Source organism: Arthrobacter sp. KUASC02, assembly GCF_059739395.1.
In genome coordinates, this window is the sequence record NZ_AP046053.1 from 2,132,752 (window position 1) to 2,149,743 (window position 16,992).

At 66.4% G+C, this 16,992-nt stretch carries 17 protein-coding genes and 1 tRNA gene; 12 read left to right on the plus strand and 6 right to left on the minus strand.

All coding sequences use genetic code 11. The annotated features are described in order from the left end of the window. Positions 1–74 precede the first annotated feature (74 nt). The 5 genes from AC6JAC_RS09765 (at position 75) to AC6JAC_RS09785 (ending at position 4,144) form a co-directional block, all read left to right on the plus strand. On the plus strand, positions 75–1,244 hold the full coding sequence (locus AC6JAC_RS09765) for a Gfo/Idh/MocA family protein (RefSeq protein ID WP_497964468.1): 1,170 nt from the start codon (positions 75–77) through the stop codon (positions 1,242–1,244). Continuing rightward, positions 1,244–2,458: a dihydrodipicolinate synthase family protein gene (locus tag AC6JAC_RS09770; protein WP_497964470.1), complete on the plus strand. Its 1,215-nt coding sequence runs from the start codon at positions 1,244–1,246 to the stop codon at positions 2,456–2,458. The genes AC6JAC_RS09765 and AC6JAC_RS09770 overlap by 1 nt, the downstream gene beginning before the upstream one ends. Next, on the plus strand, positions 2,455–3,312 hold the full coding sequence (locus AC6JAC_RS09775) for a sugar phosphate isomerase/epimerase family protein (protein ID WP_497964472.1): 858 nt from the start codon (positions 2,455–2,457) through the stop codon (positions 3,310–3,312). Before AC6JAC_RS09770 ends, AC6JAC_RS09775 begins: the two co-directional genes overlap by 4 nt. Before the next feature lie 139 nt (positions 3,313–3,451). Beyond that, positions 3,452–3,883: an SRPBCC family protein gene (locus AC6JAC_RS09780; protein WP_497964474.1), complete on the plus strand. Its 432-nt coding sequence runs from the start codon at positions 3,452–3,454 to the stop codon at positions 3,881–3,883. 84 nt (positions 3,884–3,967) lie between these two features. Beyond that, positions 3,968–4,144 carry a hypothetical protein gene (locus AC6JAC_RS09785; RefSeq protein ID WP_156037030.1) on the plus strand — a complete coding sequence of 59 codons (177 nt, stop codon included), beginning with the start codon at positions 3,968–3,970 and terminating at the stop codon, positions 4,142–4,144. Positions 4,145–4,196: 52 nt separating this feature from the next. On the opposite strand, the gene AC6JAC_RS09790 is transcribed toward AC6JAC_RS09785, so the two are convergent. After that, positions 4,197–4,269: transfer RNA gene (locus AC6JAC_RS09790), tRNA-Arg, on the minus strand. Positions 4,270–4,489: 220 nt separating this feature from the next. Here AC6JAC_RS09790 and ssb point away from each other — a divergent pair. The 3 genes from ssb to ettA all read left to right on the plus strand — a co-directional run bounded on the left by ssb (position 4,490) and on the right by ettA (position 7,510). Further along, positions 4,490–5,035 carry a single-stranded DNA-binding protein gene (ssb, locus tag AC6JAC_RS09795; protein ID WP_497964476.1) on the plus strand — a complete coding sequence of 182 codons (546 nt, stop codon included), beginning with the start codon at positions 4,490–4,492 and terminating at the stop codon, positions 5,033–5,035. 444 nt (positions 5,036–5,479) lie between these two features. Then, entirely contained in the window at positions 5,480–5,743 is a 264-nt protein-coding gene (locus tag AC6JAC_RS09800; protein WP_497964478.1) for a DUF6993 domain-containing protein, read from the plus strand. An 84-nt stretch (positions 5,744–5,827) separates the two neighbouring features. Beyond that, positions 5,828–7,510 (plus strand): energy-dependent translational throttle protein EttA, encoded by a 1,683-nt coding sequence (gene ettA, locus AC6JAC_RS09805; RefSeq protein WP_028268978.1) that lies wholly within the window; start codon positions 5,828–5,830, stop codon positions 7,508–7,510. 119 nt (positions 7,511–7,629) lie between these two features. Here the strand turns inward: ettA and AC6JAC_RS09810 are convergent, their stop codons facing one another. Next, a complete protein-coding gene (locus AC6JAC_RS09810; RefSeq protein WP_497964480.1) occupies positions 7,630–8,610 on the minus strand; it encodes an acyl-CoA thioesterase in 981 nt (326 codons plus the stop codon). A gap of 63 nt (positions 8,611–8,673) precedes the next feature. Between AC6JAC_RS09810 and AC6JAC_RS09815 the strand changes: the two genes are divergently transcribed. The 3 genes from AC6JAC_RS09815 to AC6JAC_RS09825 all read left to right on the plus strand — a co-directional run bounded on the left by AC6JAC_RS09815 (position 8,674) and on the right by AC6JAC_RS09825 (position 11,469). Then, positions 8,674–9,333 carry a DUF8185 domain-containing protein gene (locus AC6JAC_RS09815; RefSeq protein ID WP_497964482.1) on the plus strand — a complete coding sequence of 220 codons (660 nt, stop codon included), beginning with the start codon at positions 8,674–8,676 and terminating at the stop codon, positions 9,331–9,333. A gap of 33 nt (positions 9,334–9,366) precedes the next feature. Continuing rightward, positions 9,367–10,647, plus strand: a complete 1,281-nt coding sequence (locus tag AC6JAC_RS09820) for a M20 metallopeptidase family protein (protein WP_497964484.1) — start codon at positions 9,367–9,369, stop codon at positions 10,645–10,647. Between the two features lie 114 nt (positions 10,648–10,761). After that, entirely contained in the window at positions 10,762–11,469 is a 708-nt protein-coding gene (locus AC6JAC_RS09825; RefSeq protein WP_028268982.1) for a Pr6Pr family membrane protein, read from the plus strand. Between the two features lie 30 nt (positions 11,470–11,499). On the opposite strand, the gene AC6JAC_RS09830 is transcribed toward AC6JAC_RS09825, so the two are convergent. Together AC6JAC_RS09830 and AC6JAC_RS09835 are read right to left on the minus strand one after the other, a co-directional pair. Further along, entirely contained in the window at positions 11,500–11,958 is a 459-nt protein-coding gene (locus tag AC6JAC_RS09830; RefSeq protein ID WP_028268983.1) for a globin, read from the minus strand. Between the two features lie 4 nt (positions 11,959–11,962). Then, a complete protein-coding gene (locus tag AC6JAC_RS09835) occupies positions 11,963–12,628 on the minus strand; it encodes a mechanosensitive ion channel family protein (RefSeq protein WP_028268984.1) in 666 nt (221 codons plus the stop codon). A gap of 108 nt (positions 12,629–12,736) precedes the next feature. Here AC6JAC_RS09835 and AC6JAC_RS09840 point away from each other — a divergent pair, with 108 nt between their 5' ends. Beyond that, on the plus strand, positions 12,737–13,723 hold the full coding sequence (locus AC6JAC_RS09840) for an NAD-dependent epimerase/dehydratase family protein (RefSeq protein WP_497964486.1): 987 nt from the start codon (positions 12,737–12,739) through the stop codon (positions 13,721–13,723). Between the two features lie 17 nt (positions 13,724–13,740). Here the strand turns inward: AC6JAC_RS09840 and AC6JAC_RS09845 are convergent, their stop codons facing one another. Both AC6JAC_RS09845 and pepN read right to left on the minus strand, forming a co-directional pair. Next, a complete protein-coding gene (locus AC6JAC_RS09845; RefSeq protein WP_497964488.1) occupies positions 13,741–14,220 on the minus strand; it encodes an OsmC family protein in 480 nt (159 codons plus the stop codon). 107 nt (positions 14,221–14,327) lie between these two features. Further along, the gene (gene pepN, locus AC6JAC_RS09850) at positions 14,328–16,880 is read right to left on the minus strand and encodes an aminopeptidase N (RefSeq protein ID WP_497964490.1); all 2,553 of its coding nucleotides are present in this window, start codon (positions 16,878–16,880) and stop codon (positions 14,328–14,330) included. Positions 16,881–16,992: the final 112 nt, after the last annotated feature.

Below are 16,992 nucleotides of genomic sequence, written 5' to 3' on the forward strand. Positions count from 1 at the left end.
CGGAAGATGCATCATAAATGCAGTGGGAACGCGCTTTCCCAACGCTCGATGAGACAACGAACTGTGGAGGACACATGGGCTTCGAAACAAAGACGATCCGTATCGCCATGAACGGCATCACCGGCCGGATGGGCTACCGCCAGCACCTGCTGCGCTCCATCCTCCCCATCCGTGACGCCGGCGGCTTCACGCTCGAGGACGGCACCAAGGTGCAGGTCGAGCCCATCCTGGTGGGACGCAACGAAGCGAAGATCAGGGAGCTCGCCGAGCTGCACAAGGTCTCCGAGTGGTCCACCGACCTGGACGCCGTCATCAACGACCCCACGGTGGACATCATCTTCGATGCCTCCATGACCAGCCTCCGGGCCGCCACGCTGAAGAAGGCCATGCGCGCCGGAAAGCACATCTTCACCGAAAAGCCCACGGCCGAAACCCTCGAAGAGGCCATCGAACTGGCCCGGATCGGGAAGGAATCGGGCGTCACCGCCGGCGTCGTGCACGACAAGCTGTACCTGCCCGGCCTGGTCAAGCTGCGCCGCCTCGTGGATGAAGGCTTCTTCGGCCGCATCCTGTCCATCCGCGGCGAATTCGGCTACTGGGTCTTCGAAGGCGACGTCCAGGCAGCCCAGCGCCCGTCCTGGAACTACCGCAAGGAAGACGGCGGCGGCATGACCACGGACATGTTCTGCCACTGGAACTACGTCCTCGAAGGCATCATCGGCAAGGTCAAGAGCGTTAATGCCAAGACCGCCACCCACATCCCGGCCCGCTGGGATGAAGCCGGCAAGGAATACCAAGCCACGGCCGACGACGCCTCCTACGGCATCTTCGAACTCGAAACCCCCGCGGGCGAGCCCGTCATCGGCCAGATCAACTCCTCCTGGGCCGTCCGCGTCTACCGCGATGAACTGGTCGAGTTCCAGATCGACGGCACCCACGGTTCAGCCGTCGCCGGCCTGAACAAGTGCGTCGCCCAGCAACGCGCCCACACCCCCAAGCCGGTCTGGAACCCGGACCTGCCCGTCACGGAATCCTTCCGCAGCCAGTGGCAGGAAGTCCCCGCCAACGCCGAACTGGACAACGGCTTCAAGCTGCAGTGGGAAGAATTCCTGCGCGACGTCGTCGCCGGCCGCGAACACCGCTTCGGCCTGCTCTCCGCCGCCCGCGGCGTCCAGCTCGCCGAACTCGGCCTGCAGTCCAACAACGAACGCCGCACCATCGACATCCCGGAGATCTCACTCTGATGACATCACTGATCCTTCCCACCCACGACGGCGGAACCCGCGAGTACCGGCTCCAGTCCGCCCCGGCCTGGTCCAGGCCAGCGGCGCCCATCACCTCGCGCCACGCCTACGCGGCGGCCCACGTCATCCCGGAAGTCACCGCGGACAACACCCCGGGCGCCCCCGCCCGCCTCGACTGGGACGCCACCATGGCCTACCGCCACGAGCTCTGGTCCTACGGCCTTGGCGTTGCCGACGCCATGGACACGGCGCAGCGCGGCATGGGCCTGGACTGGGCCGCCACCCAGCAGCTGATCAAACGCACCGGCGTGGAGGCCGCTTCAGTGGTCTCTTCCGGCGGCGCGGCGACGGCCGGCAAGTCCGTCCGAGACCTCGTCTCCTGCGGCGCCGGTACCGACCAACTGGATCCGGCCGCCCTGCCGTCAGGCGCCGTGGGCATCCAGGCCGTCATCGACGCCTACCGCGAACAGATCGCCGTCGTGGCCGAAGCCGGTCCCAAGGTGATCCTCATGGCCTCCCGGGCCCTGGCGAAGGTAGCCAGCGGAGCGGACGACTACCTGCACGTTTACTCGACCCTCCTGCAGGAAGTTGACCAGCCGGTCATCCTGCACTGGCTCGGCACCATGTTTGATCCTGCACTGGCCGGCTACTGGGGCTCCGACGACGTCGCCACGGCCACCGATACGTTCCTGTCCCTGATCCGCGAACACGCGGACAAGGTCGACGGCGTGAAGGTCTCGCTCCTGGACGCGTCGCACGAAGTAGCGCTCCGCGCCAGCCTCCCCGAAGGCGTCCGGCTCTACACGGGCGACGACTTCAACTACCCGGAACTGATCGACGGCGACGGAACGCACCACTCGGACGCCCTGCTGGGCATTTTCGCCGCCATCTACCCGGCGGCATCGGCCGCGCTGCAGAGCTACGACGCCGGCGACGCCGTCAAGGCCCGAGCCATCCTGGACTCCACCCGGGAACTCGGCAAGCACATCTTCAGCGCCCCCACGTTCTACTACAAGACGGGCATCGCGTTCATGTCCTGGCTCAACGGCAAGCAGCCGGGTTTCCAGATGGTGGGCGGACTGCACTCGGGCCGCTCCGTGGTGCACCTGGCGAAGACCTTCGAACTGGCCGACCAGGCCGGTCTGCTGAAAGACCCTGCCCTGGCCGCTTTCCGGATGTCGGACTACCTGCGGATCAACGGGGTGGGAGTATGATCTTGAACCCAGGACCGTCCCCCTTCTCACGGCTGTCCCTGAACAGCGCCACCACCAAGAAATGGACCCTGGCCGAGGCCGTTGACGGTTGCGCCCGCGCCGGCATCCCCGCCATCGGCCCGTGGCGTGACCGCGTGCACGAAGCGGGCGTGGACAAGGCGGCCAAGCTCATCCGCGACGCCGGCCTGCGGGTGTCCTCGTTGTGCCGGGGCGGCTTCCTGACGGCGGTTGACGCCGAGGGACAAGCTGCTGCGCTGGCCGACAACCGCGCCGCCATCCTCGAAGCCGTGGCCCTGGACACGCAGGAATTGTTCCTGGTGGTCGGCGGCCTTGCCCCGGGGGAGAAGGACGTTGTGGCTGCCCGCCAGCGCGTTGCCGACCGCCTCGCCGACCTGGTTCCGTTCGCCGTCGAAAATGGCGTCCGGCTGGTGCTCGAGCCGCTGCATCCGATGTACGCCGCGGACCGCGCCCTGATCTCCACGCTCGGCCAGGCCCTGGACCTGGCGGCACCGTACGACGCAAAGGCGGTCGGCGTCGCCGTCGACACCTTCCACGTCTGGTGGGATCCGGAACTGAAGGCGCAGATTGAACGGGCCGGCCGGGAGCACCGCATTGCTTCCTACCAGGTGTGCGACTTCAATCTGCCCATCGCGGCCGATGCGCTGTTGTCCCGGGGCATGATGGGCGACGGCGTCATCGACTTCGCCACGATCGGCACCTGGGTCCGGGACGCCGGCTACACCGGCGACATCGAAGTGGAAATCTTCAACCAGGAAATCTGGGACGCCGACGGCGACAGCGTCCTGGCAACGATGAAGGAGCGTTACGCGGGACTCGTCCTGCCGTACGCCTGACTGACTCCCGCCTGACCGCACCCGTCCTGAGGCCCGGTACCGCCCCAAGCGGTGCCGGGCCTTCGTCCTGTTCCGTAGTCGTCCTGACCCTTAACAGGGCGGGGGCTCGCGCGTATTGTCGTGCGGAGGAGGCAAGCACATGAAGGACCAGATCAAAGACGCTGAAGCCACGGTGCTCGTGAAGGCACCGGTAAGCGTGGTGTGGGAGGCGCTGACCGATCCCGCGATCGTCAAACAATATTTCCTCGGCACCACCCTGACCACTACCTGGCGGGAAGGTGACCCCGTGACGTTCGCGGGGGAGTGGAAGGGCAAGAGCTACGAGGATAAGGGCATCGTGCTCAAAAACCGGCCCGGGGAGATGCTCCGCATCACCCATTACAGCCCGCTCTCGGGGCTGCCGGACGTGCCGGAAAACTACCACACTGTGGAGTACCGGCTGGATGAGGCGCCGGCGGGAACGCAGGTCAGCATCAGGCAGGGAAACAATAAGAGCGATTCCGAGGCGGAGGAGTCCGCGAAACTCTGGGACATGGTGCTGGGAAACCTCAAGGAATTGCTGGAGAGCTGACGGCATAGCGCCTGCCGGGGGCGGCGGGTTGGGGCGGAGCCGTGACCCGTCGACAATCCGGACGTCCGGGGCTAGCTTGGGCACATGACCGAGATTCCAGACGAAGACGGCAGCGCGCGCGGCGACGACGGCACGTCCCGGCCGGCGGACGAGGCAGCACGGGATTCCATTGCCGGCGACCTGGCCGCAACGATCGAGCCCGACATCGCTGAGATGGATGACACGCCGGAGGGGCACCCCGGCGGCGTTGATCACCGCTAATCAGAAGCGGCCCGCGGCTGCAGTGCTGCAGGGGCGGGCCGCTTCATTTTTGTGCCCCAGGAGGGAATCGAACCCCCGACCGGCGGATTAGAAGGCCGCTGCTCTATCCCCTGAGCTACTGGGGCACGTGGGCGCTTTCGGACTGCTCCGGCGGCGCCTAGAAAAGTTTACAGTGCCGCGCGGGTTCGGCCAGTCAGCCGGCTTGCGGCGTTTTGACTCATCCCCCACACCCCCGTGCTCCCCGTAGTTTTGCACATAGGGGGAGCTGTGCCTCGAAACGGCGGCGTTGCGGCGTGAAGCTGAAGGTGCCTGCTAGGGCATCATCATTCGAGACAGGACACCAAGATGACTGACAACATGACCGTCCGGGGCTTCGTCGCCACGGAGATCAAGACTTCCACCACACCCGGGGGCGTCCCAACGGCATCCTTCCGGCTTGGCTCCACGGACCGCCGGTACGATCGCGCATCCGGTACGTGGGTCGATGGAAATACCAACTGGTTCACCGTCCAGGGCTACCGGCAGCTTGCCGGGAACATGGCCTGCAGCATCAAAAAGGGCCAGCGGGTCATCATCGTGGGAAGGCTCAAAATGCGGAGCTGGGAAAAGGAGGGCCGGATCTACCACTCCGCCGAGATCGACGCGGATTCCGTCGGCCACGACCTCATGTGGGGTTCCGCCAATTTCATCCGCAACGCCGGCAACCCCTCGCAACAGGGCGCGGGCCAGGACCCGCAAGGTTCTGCCTCCGAGACCCAGAGCATCGGCGACCATGGCGACCCCGATGAAACCGGCGACTCGTCCGCAGACGGGATCTTCGTTGACGACGAAAACGGCGACGTCCTGCAGCTCGATTCCGAGACCGGCGAACTTACCGGGGCCGCCGCCTGAACAGATCCCGCTGATGCCGCCAGTGCGGCACCGTCCCCCTGCGGTGCCGCATGGCAGAATGGCCAAGTGATCCGAGCAGAGACATCCCAGCGACAGTCCGGAATTCGCAAGGACCGGATCAGCCGGTCCGGAACGCGACAGTTCGGAACCCGACAGTCCGGACCCCGACAGTCCGGACCCCGACAGTCCGGACCCCGACGGCGCCTGGCAGGCTCGCCCGCGCTGGCACTCGCCGCTTCCATGCTTGCGGTGGCACTCGCCGGTTGCACCAGCACTGGCACTGGCGCCGATCCCGGTTCCCAGGCCCAGCAGTCGGCCTCCCCGGCCGCTGTGCCGGCAGCCGGGGCCGCGCAGCCGGCACCGACAGCGACGGCCGGGACCACCGCCTCTGGTAGTGCCGCGGCGCCGGAACCGGACGCGGCGACTGCCAGGTTGAAGGACACTGTGACCAACGCGCTCCAGGGCGTCGCCGCGGCCAACCCCAAACCGGGCCAGGAACAGCTGGCAGCGGCCTTGACCGGCGCCGGAATACCCGCCGGTTCGTTGCAGGTATCCGCCAGCCGCACGCCCACCGGCCTGGAGGTCGACGCCATTGAGGCCGCCGCCCTGCAGGGGGCCGATTGTGTGATCGGCCAGATCCGCGACGGAAGTGTCGTCGTCACAGTCCTGCCCGTGCTGGCAACGGGAAAGTGCTTCGTCGGCGGCTGAGCCTGGCGCGAACCGCCACCAAGGCGCCTGCCAATGACAACCGCGAATGTGAGTTAACCCCGCCGACCCACTAGATTTGGAACCATGGCGGAATTTATCTACACAATGACCAAGGCCCGCAAGGCTGTTGGCGAAAAACTCATTCTCGACGACGTGAGCATGTCCTTCTTCCCTGGTGCCAAGATCGGTGTTGTTGGCCCCAACGGTGCCGGTAAGTCCACCATCCTCAAGATCATGGCTGGCCTGGACACTCCCTCCAACGGTGAGGCACGGCTGAGCCCCGGCTACACGGTGGGCATCCTGCTCCAGGAGCCGCCGCTGAACGAGGAGAAGACGGTCCTGGGCAACGTCCAGGAAGGCGTTGGCGAGATCTACGGCAAGATCCAGCGTTTCAACGAGATCTCCGAGGAAATGGCCAGCCCGGACGCTGACTACGACACCCTGCTGGAGGAAATGGGCCAGCTCCAGGAAGCCATCGACGCAGCCGACGCATGGGACCTCGACTCCCAGCTCGAGCAGGCCATGGATGCCCTCCGCTGCCCGCCGGCCGATGCCGACGTCACGCTCCTCTCCGGTGGTGAGCGCCGCCGCGTCGCACTGTGCAAGCTCCTGCTGCAGAAGCCTGACCTCCTGCTGCTGGACGAGCCCACCAACCACCTCGACGCCGAAAGCGTCCTGTGGCTGGAGCAGCACCTCTCCAGCTACGCCGGTGCCGTCCTCGCCGTCACCCACGACCGGTACTTCCTCGACCACGTCGCGGAATGGATCGCCGAGGTGGACCGCGGGCACCTTTACCCGTACGAAGGCAACTACTCCACGTACCTGGAGAAGAAGCGCGCCCGCCTGGAAGTCCAGGGCAAGAAGGACGCCAAGCAGGCCAAGCGCCTTACCGAAGAACTCGAATGGGTCCGCTCCAACGCGAAGGGCCGCCAGACCAAGTCCAAGGCGCGCCTGGCCCGCTACGAGGAAATGGCCGCGGAAGCGGACCGGACCCGCAAGCTCGACTTCGAAGAGATCCAGATCCCGCCGGGACCCCGCCTCGGCGGCCTGGTGCTCGAGGCCAAGAACCTGCAGAAGGGCTTCGAAGACCGGACCCTCATCGACGGCCTGTCCTTCACGCTGCCCCGTAACGGCATCGTCGGCGTCATCGGCCCGAACGGTGTCGGCAAGACCACCCTGTTCAAGACCATCGTGGGCCTGGAGCCGCTGGACGGCGGCGACCTGAAGATCGGCGACTCCGTCAAGATCTCCTACGCTGACCAGAGCCGCGGCGGCATTGACCCCAATAAGACGCTCTGGGAAGTTGTGTCCGACGGCCTCGACTACATCCAGGTGGGCCACGTTGAAATGCCCTCCCGCGCCTACGTCGCTGCCTTCGGATTCAAGGGCCCGGACCAGCAGAAGAAGGCAGGTGTCCTCTCCGGTGGTGAGCGCAACCGCCTGAACCTGGCGCTCACCCTTAAGCAGGGCGGCAACTTGCTGCTCCTTGACGAACCGACCAACGACCTCGACGTCGAAACGCTCAGCAGCCTCGAGAACGCGCTGCTGGAGTTCCCCGGCTGCGCCGTGGTGGTATCGCACGACCGCTGGTTCCTGGACCGGGTGGCCACCCACATCCTCGCCTACGAAGGTGACGAGGAAAACCCGTCGAAGTGGTACTGGTTCGAAGGCAACTTCGAGTCGTACGAAGAGAACAAGGTGGAGCGCCTCGGCCCCGATGCGGCCAAGCCGCACCGCGTCACGCACCGCCGCCTGACCCGCGACTAGGCTCCACAGCCACCGCGGTCACGCAAGAAGGCCGGTTCCCCCGAGGGGAGCCGGCCTTCTTGCACTCCTGCTCACGGGCAGGAGCGGGCCGTCGTCGGCTGTTCACCGGAACTGCCGGGTCAGCCCTTCCCGGCCTTGCGCAGCTGGTGCTGGAGGACCTTGGCCTGGACAGCGCCCGCTACCTTGTTTTTGAGGTCGGTGGGAACCCGGACCATGCCCTCCTGGGCCACCGTTGCGACGTGCTGGCCGTCCCGGCTGAAGATCTTGCCGGTGGCCAGCCCGCGGGCGCCCTGGGCGCTGGGAGATTCCTGGACGTACAGCAGCCATTCATCGACGCGCACGGGCCGGTGCCACCACATGGCATGGTCGAGGCTTGCGACGCTCATGCCCGGCGTGATCCAGCTGAGACCGTGTCTGCGCAGAATGGATTCCAGCAGCGTGTAGTCACTGGCGTAGGCAAGGGCCGCGCGGTGCGTGTTGGCGTCATCCGGCATCGGCCCGAAGGTCTTCATCCACACGGCATTGCGGGCGTCTCTCTCGCCGTTGGCCGAAACGTACAGCGGCGGGTCCACGTGCCGGATATCGAAGGGACGCTCGTAGGCCCAGTGCCGTGCCACCGGGTGGTCGAACTTGCCCAGGAGGTCCGCCGTGCTGGGCAGCGATTCGGGGTCGGGAATGCCCGCGGGCATGGCGGACTGGTGGTCGATTCCCTCGTCTTCCTCCTGGAAGGAGGCGATCATGGACAGGATGGGCATGCCGTCCTGGTACGCGTGCACCCGGCGGGCGGAGAACGAACGGCCGTCCCGCAGCCGCTGGACACCGAACGTAATGGGCTTGTTGGCATCACCCGGGCGCAGGAAGTATCCGTGCATGGAATGGACGCTGCGCGCGGGGTCAACGGTACGATTCGCGGCGATGAGCGATTGTGCCAGGACCTGGCCGCCGAAGACGCGCTGCCGCGGCTGCCGCTGGGACGGGCCCATGAAGATGTCCTCATCGGTCCTGGCCCCCTCAAGCTCGCCGAGGTCAAGGAGTTCAATGAGCGAGGAGGTGGGGTCCGGGGGCGGTGTCCCCTGCGGTCCGGCGTCGGCTTCAGTCATGGTTCGACTTTAGACGTGACTCCGGCGCCGTCCCAAAGAGGCACAGCCGGTAGAGTCGATATTGTGTCTGACGTCCTAACCCAGCCCCTGCAGTTCACCGATCCCCGCGACCTCGCCGATCTGCGCACCTTTGCCACCCGCGCCAAGTCGATCGACGACGGCGCCATCCGCCTCCAGGCGTCCGGCCCGGTGCTGGCCGCCTACGTGTGCGTGCTGCGCCCCAGGCTGCTGGGCGAGGCGACGCCGACGATCCTCGGGCTGCGGACCATGGCCCTCGCGCAGCCGGCGGACACGGACGTCACCGTCCCGATTTCGGCAGTGCTGGACCGGCTCGCCCGGGCAGGGGAGAACGACGTCGAACTGCCGCTGCCGCCCATGACCGTCACCGAATCGTGGGCGGGCGTGGGCGCGCCACGCACGGGCTGGGAGCGCGTGGCCACACTGGCGGACGCTGAACTGCGCCAGGCCGCCGAGGCCGGCATCACCGAGATCGCCGCCATCATCCCGGACAAACCCGGCGCGCTGATCGTCAACAACGCCCGGGCCACAGTCTGGGGCAGGGAACTCCCCGGAGCTGCCGGGCTGCCGCTGGGAGCGGCCTTCGCCGCCCTCACCCTCGGATTCCTCGCCGACAGCGAACAGCAGCTCTACCGGGCGGGTCGCTGGTTCAGGCTCAGCGGATCCCGCGGACACGTCCTGGCGCGCACAGGGTCGGGACTTTAGCTCCCTTGTTGCCGGCGGAAGGGATATCGAGCGATGTCAACGGAGTTCGGCCCCCTAATTGACCGCATGGCCCGGGCGCGCCGTGCCGAGCTGATCGCGCTCCGTCACCGGTTGCACCAACACCCGGAGCTCTCCAACCGCGAGAGAACCACATCCGCACTGGTCGCAGGTCATCTGCGGTCCCTTGGCCTCGACGAGGTCCGCACCGGCATCGCCGGGTACGGCGTCGTGGGGGTCCTGCGCGGGGGACTGCCGGGGGACAGGGTCGCTGCCCTCCGTGCGGATATGGACGCCCTTCCGGTCGCCGAGGCATCCGGCCTGGAGTTCGCGTCGACAGCCATTGACGACGGGTATCCGGGCGGTCCCCACCCGGTCTCCCACGCATGCGGCCATGACTGCCATACGGCGGTGGTGCTCGCCACGGCCGGTGTCCTGGCGGAGGTTCGCGACCGGCTGCCCGGCACAGTTGTCTTCGTCTTCCAGCCAGCCGAGGAAGGGCCGCCGCTGAACGAGACCGGGGGAGCGCGTGCCATGCTCGCCGCTGGAGCCCTGGCTGACCCGGAACCAACGATGATGTTCGGCCTGCACGTCTCGCCGTTGCCTGCCGGCGTGGTGGGCTATCGTGCCGGAACCGCATATGCGTCCTCGTGCGTCGTGCGGATCACCATCACGGGCCTGCAGGTGCACGGCTCCACGCCGTGGATGGGGATAGACCCGATGCCGGCGGCCGCGGGAATCATCGGCGGAATTGGTGAGCTCTACCGGCAGGTTCCTGCCTACCATGCCGTCTCCGTCAGTGTTGGCCACGTTGAGGACGCGGGCCGGTTTAACATCATCGGCCAGACGGTGACCCTGTTCGGGACAATCCGCTGCGCCGTAGAATCCGACATGCACGCCGTTCAGCAGAAACTGCTGCGACTTGCCGGGCACCAGGCGGCGGCCTACGGCTGCACGGCCGAAACGGAGTTCCTGCAGCCCGTGCCGTCAGTCGTCAACCGGCCGCAGTGGATTGATGCCATGCTGCCAACGCTCAGCCGGATCCTCGGTCCGGGGAGGGTCGTCGAAGTGCCGCTGACGCTGGGCTACGACGACATGTCGGAGTTCGTCAACGCCTTTGGCGGCGCCTACCTGAGCTTCGGGGTCCAGGATACGCAGATGGACGCCGATGAGCTGCGGCCGCTGGAGGGCGGCCGCGGACTCTTCCCCAATCACAGCCCGGGATTTTACGCGGACGACGACTGTCTGGTCGATGCTGTCCGGGTGCACGCGGGCGTCGCAGTCGCCCATCTCGCAGGAGAGATCACCGTCCTCTGAACATGTGCCGGTGCTGGTTCAGGCTCAGCGGATCCCGCGGCCACGTCCTGGCGCGCACAGGGTCGGGACTTTAGCTCCTCCCTGCCGGGCGCGGCAGCCTGACATACTGACCGCATGAGCGACGTGGCCATCCTGGTTCCCCCGATCGAGCGGCACCCCGGCTTCAACGATGCGCTGCATCCCGACCGCGTCTGGATCCGCCTGCTCCGCGTTGCAGTCGGCCTCTTCGTCCTGGTGGCCCTGGTCCGGAAAACGTACGACGCCACGCTTCCGGGCAGCGATGTGGACATCGGCCAGCTCTACTCGGAGTTCACAGTCCAGTCGAACCTCGTCCTCGGACTGGTCCTTGTTTATTCCGCCGCGCGGACGCGGGCGAGGCTGCCGGAGTGGTGGGACCATTTGCTGGGCGCACTCACGTTCTATCTGGTCATGACAGGAATCATCTACGCGGTCCTCGTCGCCCCGCCGGACGAGCCGTGGTGGAGCTGGGACATGTACTGGCCCCAGCTGGCACACCACCGCCTGGCTCCGCTGTTCATAGCCCTCGACTGGCTCCTGGTCACGAAAACCGTCCGCGGAAAATTGTCCCGGCCGCTCACCTGGCTCATCTACCCGTCCGCTTTCCTGGTCTACTCCTGGATGCGCGGGGCAATCGACGGGTGGTACGTATACGACTTCCTCGATCCGACACTCGAGGGCGGCTGGCCGGCCGCGTTGACGACGACGGCCCAGGTGCTGGTGGCGTTCCTTCTGATTGCCTTGCTGGTGCATGCCGGCGGCAACGCACGCGCCGCACTCGCGACGCGGCGGAAACGGCGCTAACCGCGTGTCGGCCGGGATGCGGAAGCGTTCTCAGGCGTCCGAGGGGCTGTTCACCATCGACAGCGCTGCCCGCTCCATGTAGTCCCACAGGGTGCCTTCATAGAGCGGCGGAAGTTCCAGCGCGTCCACTGCTGCGCGCATGTGGTGCAGCCACCGCTCCTTCGCTTCGGGGGTGACGCGGAACGGCATGTGGCGCATGCGCAGCCGCGGGTGTCCGCGTTCCTCGCCATAGGTGGTGGGGCCGCCCCAGTACTGCTCGAGGAACATCAGGAAACGCCTTTTCGCCGGCCCCAGGTCCTCTTCCGGATACATCGGCCGGAGCAGCGGGTCGGTGGCCACGCCGTCGTAGAAGACGTCAATGAGCTTCACGAACGTCTCGTGGCCGCCCACTGCGTCGTAGAAGTTGTCGGTGTAGCCAGGCTGCGTGAACGGATCGTTCTGCATCAGCTGCTGTGGCTGGCGGGGTTCGCCGGCGCTGGGAATCGTCATGGTTCTATTCTCCGGCCTTCTGCTGGGGTGCGGTCTCAGGGGCGGGCGCCTCCGCGGATTCGTCCACCGGGGCTACATAGTTTCCCTGGGAGCGGTTGCCCACCCGAAGGATTTCGCCGTTGCGCAGGTACCAGATGGCGCCGTCGTCGGAACGGACGCGGGTGATGCGCAGGCCCATGGATTCGACGGTGCCCACCACTTCACTGGTCTCAATGATGTCGCCGATGCCGTACTGATCCTCGATGGTGATGAAGATGCCGGCGAGGAAGTCGCGGATCAGCTGCTGGGCGCCGAAGCCGATGGCGACACCCAGGATACCCACGCTTGTCAGCAGCGGCGCGATGTCCACGTCCAGGTTCTTGAGGACGTACATAATCGTGATCACGGCGATGAGGACACCCGCCACGCTGTTCAGCAGGGATCCGATTGTTTTGGCACGCTGGACCCGGCGTTCGTGGTCCAGTGCCCGCAGGGCCGGGGCCACCCAGCGGAAGTGCGGTTTCTTGAAGAAGGTGGTGCCGGCGGCCACGCTCTTGGTGATTCCGGCTATCACGAAGGACGCGACGAGCCAGATCGTGACGCCCACTCCGATGCTGATCACAATTCCTGCGGCGTTGATTCCGGAAATATCCGGTGTGGCGGGCGGGGTGATCGACAACATGCTGTACATCGGCAGGGATGCTCCTTATTGCTTATCGGCTTCCGCCGGAGCTGCCGGGCGTTCGCCGGGCGCATAACACTCTGTTCACCTTCAACACTAGCGCCGTAGCGTGGCCACATGCGCATCCTGATTCTTGGCGGCACCGCTTTCCTGTCCGCCGAAATTGCCCGGCAGGCGGCCGCCGCGGGCCATGATGTTACCTGCCTGGCCCGCGGCTCGGCGGCCGTCCCGCCGGAGGGAACGGCCTGGCTGCGGGCCGATCGGGCCGCCGGGCGCCAGTCCTATGAACAGGCCGCAGGGGACTGGGACGCCGTCATCGACGTAACCCGTGATCCGGAGCACGCCCGGGACGCGCTGGAGGCTCTGGCGCCCGTGGCAGCGCACTGGACCGTGGTGTCCAGTTGCTCCGTTTACGCAGACCATTCGGTGCCGGGCGAAGACGAAAGCGCGGGTTTGTTACCGCCGCTCACCCCGGGCACAGCCGCTGCCCCGGAGAATTACGGCGAGGCTAAATCGGCGATTGAGCACTACGCGGCAACCATCGCCGAGGGTAAGGTCCACCTCTGCCGGGCGGGGCTGATCGGTGGTCCCGGCGACAGTTCGGACCGTTACGGCTACTGGCCCGCACGGTTTGCCCGGGATGGCAAACCCGCCATCGTTCCGGACATCGGCTCCAGTGCAACGCAGGTGATCGACGTCCGCGATCTCGCCGCGTGGATCCTGAAGGCCGCCGGACTGCAGATCACGGGTGCCTCGAATGCGGTGGGCACCGGCGTGCGGTTCGATGACTACCTGGATGAATCCCAGCGGCAGGGTATGTATTCCGGCCGGACGTACAGCGTCCCGGAAGACTGGCTGGTTGCCCGGGGGATCGGGTACTGGGCAGGTCCGGATTCGCTGCCGCTCTGGCTCCCGGCGGGACACGACGGTTTCGCCACACGCTCCAACGCGGCCGCTGTTGCGGCCGGACTCAACCTGCGGCCGTGGCAGGAGACATTGCGGGACACGCTCGAGGACGAACGCCGCCGCGGCCTGGACAGGGAACGGAAAGCCGGGCTCAGTGCCGGGACTGAGCGGCGGCTCGTGGAAGAATTCCTGCCCTGACCATTCCCTGCCTGGGGCTAGGGTTCCTCAACGTGCACCGAGGGTTCGTGGAGCACGGGAAAGTTCACGCTCCGGGCAATGAAGCAGACCTTGTTTGCCTCGTGATGCAGCTGTTCCATGAGCGCGTCGTCCACGGCGGCGGCCACCGTCACTTCGGGCCTGAGCGTGGCGGATTCGAACTGGCCGCTGCCGTCGCGGTTGGTCCGCATCAGGCCCGCGGCGCGGTCCTCGTACGCCGTTACCACCACGCCGTGCTTCACTGCCACGTGCAGGAAAGAGAGCATGTGGCACTGCGAGAGGGCGGTCAACAGCAGCTGTTCGGGGTTGTACCGCGTCTTGTCCCCGTGGAAGGTGGGGTCGGCCGACCCCTTGAGGACGGGAAGGCCGGGGATCTCGATGTCGTGGTCGCGGGAATACCCCCGGTAGGTCGACGTTCCGTCCCCCCGGTTCCCGGTCCATCGGACAGTCACGGCGTAGCGGTGCTCATCAAGCTTCATGCCGCAATTCTAGTGACGCCGCAACTCCACATCGGCCGAACGCCGGAACCCCGGAGCAGCAGCACGCCAGCTCCGGGGTTCCGGTTCGTGGGAACAGATGCCGGCGGCTATCCGATGTCGGCCTCGCGGGCCCGCAGCGCGCGCGCCACGCCGTCGCGGTTCTCCAGCATCATGCGCCGCAGCGCGGTGCTGTCCTCCGGCAGCGCGGCCAGGAACTCGTCCGTCCGGTCCACAGTTTCCTGCGTGGTCTGCTGGGCCGGGTAAAGTCCGACGACGATCTGCTGGGCAAGCGCATGGGTGCGGTTGGCAACGATGCCGGGAACGGCGTCGAAATACTTCTCCGTGTACGGCGCCAGCAGAGCCGGGTCCAGCACCCGGGTGAATCCTGCCACCGCGGATGCCTGCAGGGCGTTGGACAGCTCGCCCTTCACCACGATGGAATCCCAGGCCGCAGCCTTGGCCTCGGGCGTGGGGATGGCGGCCTTGGCCAGCGCGGCCGCGTTCTGGCCGTTCGCGGTGTTGTCCCGCTCAAGTTCAGCGTCGATCCGGTCCTGGCCTGCCCGGCCGCCGGCTACCAGCGAAGCAAGCAGCTCCCACCGCAGATCCTGGTCGACGGTGAGGCCTGCCAGGGATGCCGAGCCGTCCAGCAGCGCCGAAACGGTATCCAGCTGGCCGTCGCTGCGCGCCAGCAGCGCGAAGGACTTCACGAACTGCAGTTGCGCATCCGAGCCCGCCGGCACGGAACCGGCCAGGTCCCAGAGAGTGTCCGCTGCGGCTATGGACGTCTTTTCCCGGTGTTCCTCGGCTACGTAATAGCTGAGCGTTGTGGCCAGCTGCCGGAGCTGGACCAGGATCACCGAGGAATCGGATTCGGACGCGATGTTGGCGAGGATCAGTTCGACGTAGCCGCGGGCCGGGGTTTCGCCGTCGCGGGCAGCGTCCCAGGCGGAACCCCAGACGAGCGTCCGCGGCAGGCTCTCGCGGAAGTCCTTCAGGTGGGCCGTTGCGGTGGCCAGCGACTTCGGATCGAGCCGGACCTTGGCATAGGCGAGGTCGTCGTCGTTCAGCAGGATCAGGTCCGGCTGGCGCAGACCGGCCAGGCCGGGCACCTCGGTCCGTTCCCCGTCGACGTCCAGTTCCTCGCGGTGCACCCGGACAAGCTGCCCGTCAGTGACGTCGTAGAACCCGACAGCGAGGCGGTGCGGGCGAAGGGTGGGCTGCTCGGCCACCGCGGACTGCACGATGCTGAACGAGGTGATGGCTCCGGCAGAATCCACCGCCACATCGAGAGTCAACGTGTTGACACCGGCGGTTTCCAGCCACAGCCGCCCCCACTCGTCCAGGTCGCGGCCACTGGCCTTTTCCAGCTCAACCATGAGGTCGCTGAGCTCGGTGTTCTGCCAGGCGTGCTTGCTGAAATACTCGCGCACTCCGGACATGAACTGCTCCGGACCGACCCAGGCCACCAGCTGGCGCAGAACCGAGGCGCCCTTGGCGTAGGTGATGCCGTCGAAGTTCACTTCAACGTCCTGCAGGTCGTTGATCTCGGCGAAGATGGGGTGCGTGGTGGGCAGCTGGTCCTGGCGGTAGGCCCAGGACTTCTCCACCGAGGCAAATGTGGTCCAGGCATGGTCAAACTCGGTGTTCTCCACCGCCGCCAGGTGCGACATGTACTCGGCGAACGATTCGTTGAGCCACAGGTCGTTCCACCAGCGCATGGTGACCAGATCGCCGAACCACATGTGCGCGAGCTCGTGCAGGACGGTGATGGCGCGGCGTTCCACCTGCGCGCCCGTGACCTTGCCGCGGAAAACGTAGCCTTCCAGGATGGTCACGGCGCCGGCGTTTTCCATGGCGCCGGCATTGAACTCGGGCACGAAGAGCTGGTCGTACTTCGCGAACGGGTAGGGGCAGCCGAACTGCGCCTCGAAGAACTCGAATCCCTGCCGGGTGAGTTCGAAGATGTTGTCGGCGTCGAGGTATTGCATGAGCGACTTGCGCGCAAACACACCCAGGGGAACGATGCGCCCGTCGGCGCACTTCACCTCGCTGCGCACCGACTGGTACGGACCGGCGATCAGTGCCGTGACGTAGGAGGACAGCCGGGGTGTGGCGGCGAACTCCCAGACCGAGCGTGCGCCGCCGTCTTCACCGGGAATGGTTTCGATGGGGACAGGCGTGGGGGAGTTGGACACCAGGTCCCAGTGCGACGGCGCGGTGACGGTGAACGTAAAGCTCGCCTTGAGGTCGGGCTGCTCGAACACCGCGAACATCCGGCGCGAATCCGGAACCTCGAACTGCGTATACAGGTAGACCTCGTTGTCGACGGGGTCCACGAAGCGGTGCAGTCCTTCGCCGGTGTTCATGTACGGGGCGTCGGCAACCACCAGCAGATCGTTCTCCGCCGCGAGGTACGGCAGTTGGATGCGGACACCGTCCGACACCTCCGCCGGGTCGAGTTCAACGCCGTTCAGCATGACACTGTGAACCTTGTGGGTAACCGCGTCGATGAAGGTGGAGGATCCGGGCCGGGCGCTGAACTTTACGGCGGTAGTGGATCCGAAGACTTTGTCACCCTGGGTCAGGTCCAGGCTGACGTCGTAGGACTCAACGGAGATGAGGTTGGCGCGCTCACGGGCTTCGGCGCGCGTCAGGTTCATGCCTGGCAAGGTGGGGCCTCCAGAAAGGGTTGCGGTTGCCGGCCGGCAACGGTCATCGCCGGCACTGTGAAGTTATTCTTTCACTTCACCCGGCGATGGCAAGTTAGGTGGA

Coding starts and splice junctions, on each gene's coding strand:
- AC6JAC_RS09765 (WP_497964468.1), top strand. CDS start 75: ATGGGCTTCGAAACAAAGACGATCCGTATCGCCATGAACGGCATCACC.
- AC6JAC_RS09770 (WP_497964470.1), top strand. CDS start 1,244: ATGACATCACTGATCCTTCCCACCCACGACGGCGGAACCCGCGAGTAC.
- AC6JAC_RS09775 (WP_497964472.1), top strand. CDS start 2,455: ATGATCTTGAACCCAGGACCGTCCCCCTTCTCACGGCTGTCCCTGAAC.
- AC6JAC_RS09780 (WP_497964474.1), top strand. CDS start 3,452: ATGAAGGACCAGATCAAAGACGCTGAAGCCACGGTGCTCGTGAAGGCA.
- AC6JAC_RS09785 (WP_156037030.1), top strand. CDS start 3,968: ATGACCGAGATTCCAGACGAAGACGGCAGCGCGCGCGGCGACGACGGC.
- ssb (WP_497964476.1), top strand. CDS start 4,490: ATGACTGACAACATGACCGTCCGGGGCTTCGTCGCCACGGAGATCAAG.
- ettA (WP_028268978.1), top strand. CDS start 5,828: ATGGCGGAATTTATCTACACAATGACCAAGGCCCGCAAGGCTGTTGGC.
- AC6JAC_RS09810 (WP_497964480.1), bottom strand. CDS start 8,610: ATGACTGAAGCCGACGCCGGACCGCAGGGGACACCGCCCCCGGACCCC.
- AC6JAC_RS09820 (WP_497964484.1), top strand. CDS start 9,367: ATGTCAACGGAGTTCGGCCCCCTAATTGACCGCATGGCCCGGGCGCGC.
- AC6JAC_RS09825 (WP_028268982.1), top strand. CDS start 10,762: ATGAGCGACGTGGCCATCCTGGTTCCCCCGATCGAGCGGCACCCCGGC.
- AC6JAC_RS09830 (WP_028268983.1), bottom strand. CDS start 11,958: ATGACGATTCCCAGCGCCGGCGAACCCCGCCAGCCACAGCAGCTGATG.
- AC6JAC_RS09835 (WP_028268984.1), bottom strand. CDS start 12,628: ATGTACAGCATGTTGTCGATCACCCCGCCCGCCACACCGGATATTTCC.
- AC6JAC_RS09840 (WP_497964486.1), top strand. CDS start 12,737: ATGCGCATCCTGATTCTTGGCGGCACCGCTTTCCTGTCCGCCGAAATT.
- AC6JAC_RS09845 (WP_497964488.1), bottom strand. CDS start 14,220: ATGAAGCTTGATGAGCACCGCTACGCCGTGACTGTCCGATGGACCGGG.
- pepN (WP_497964490.1), bottom strand. CDS start 16,880: ATGAACCTGACGCGCGCCGAAGCCCGTGAGCGCGCCAACCTCATCTCC.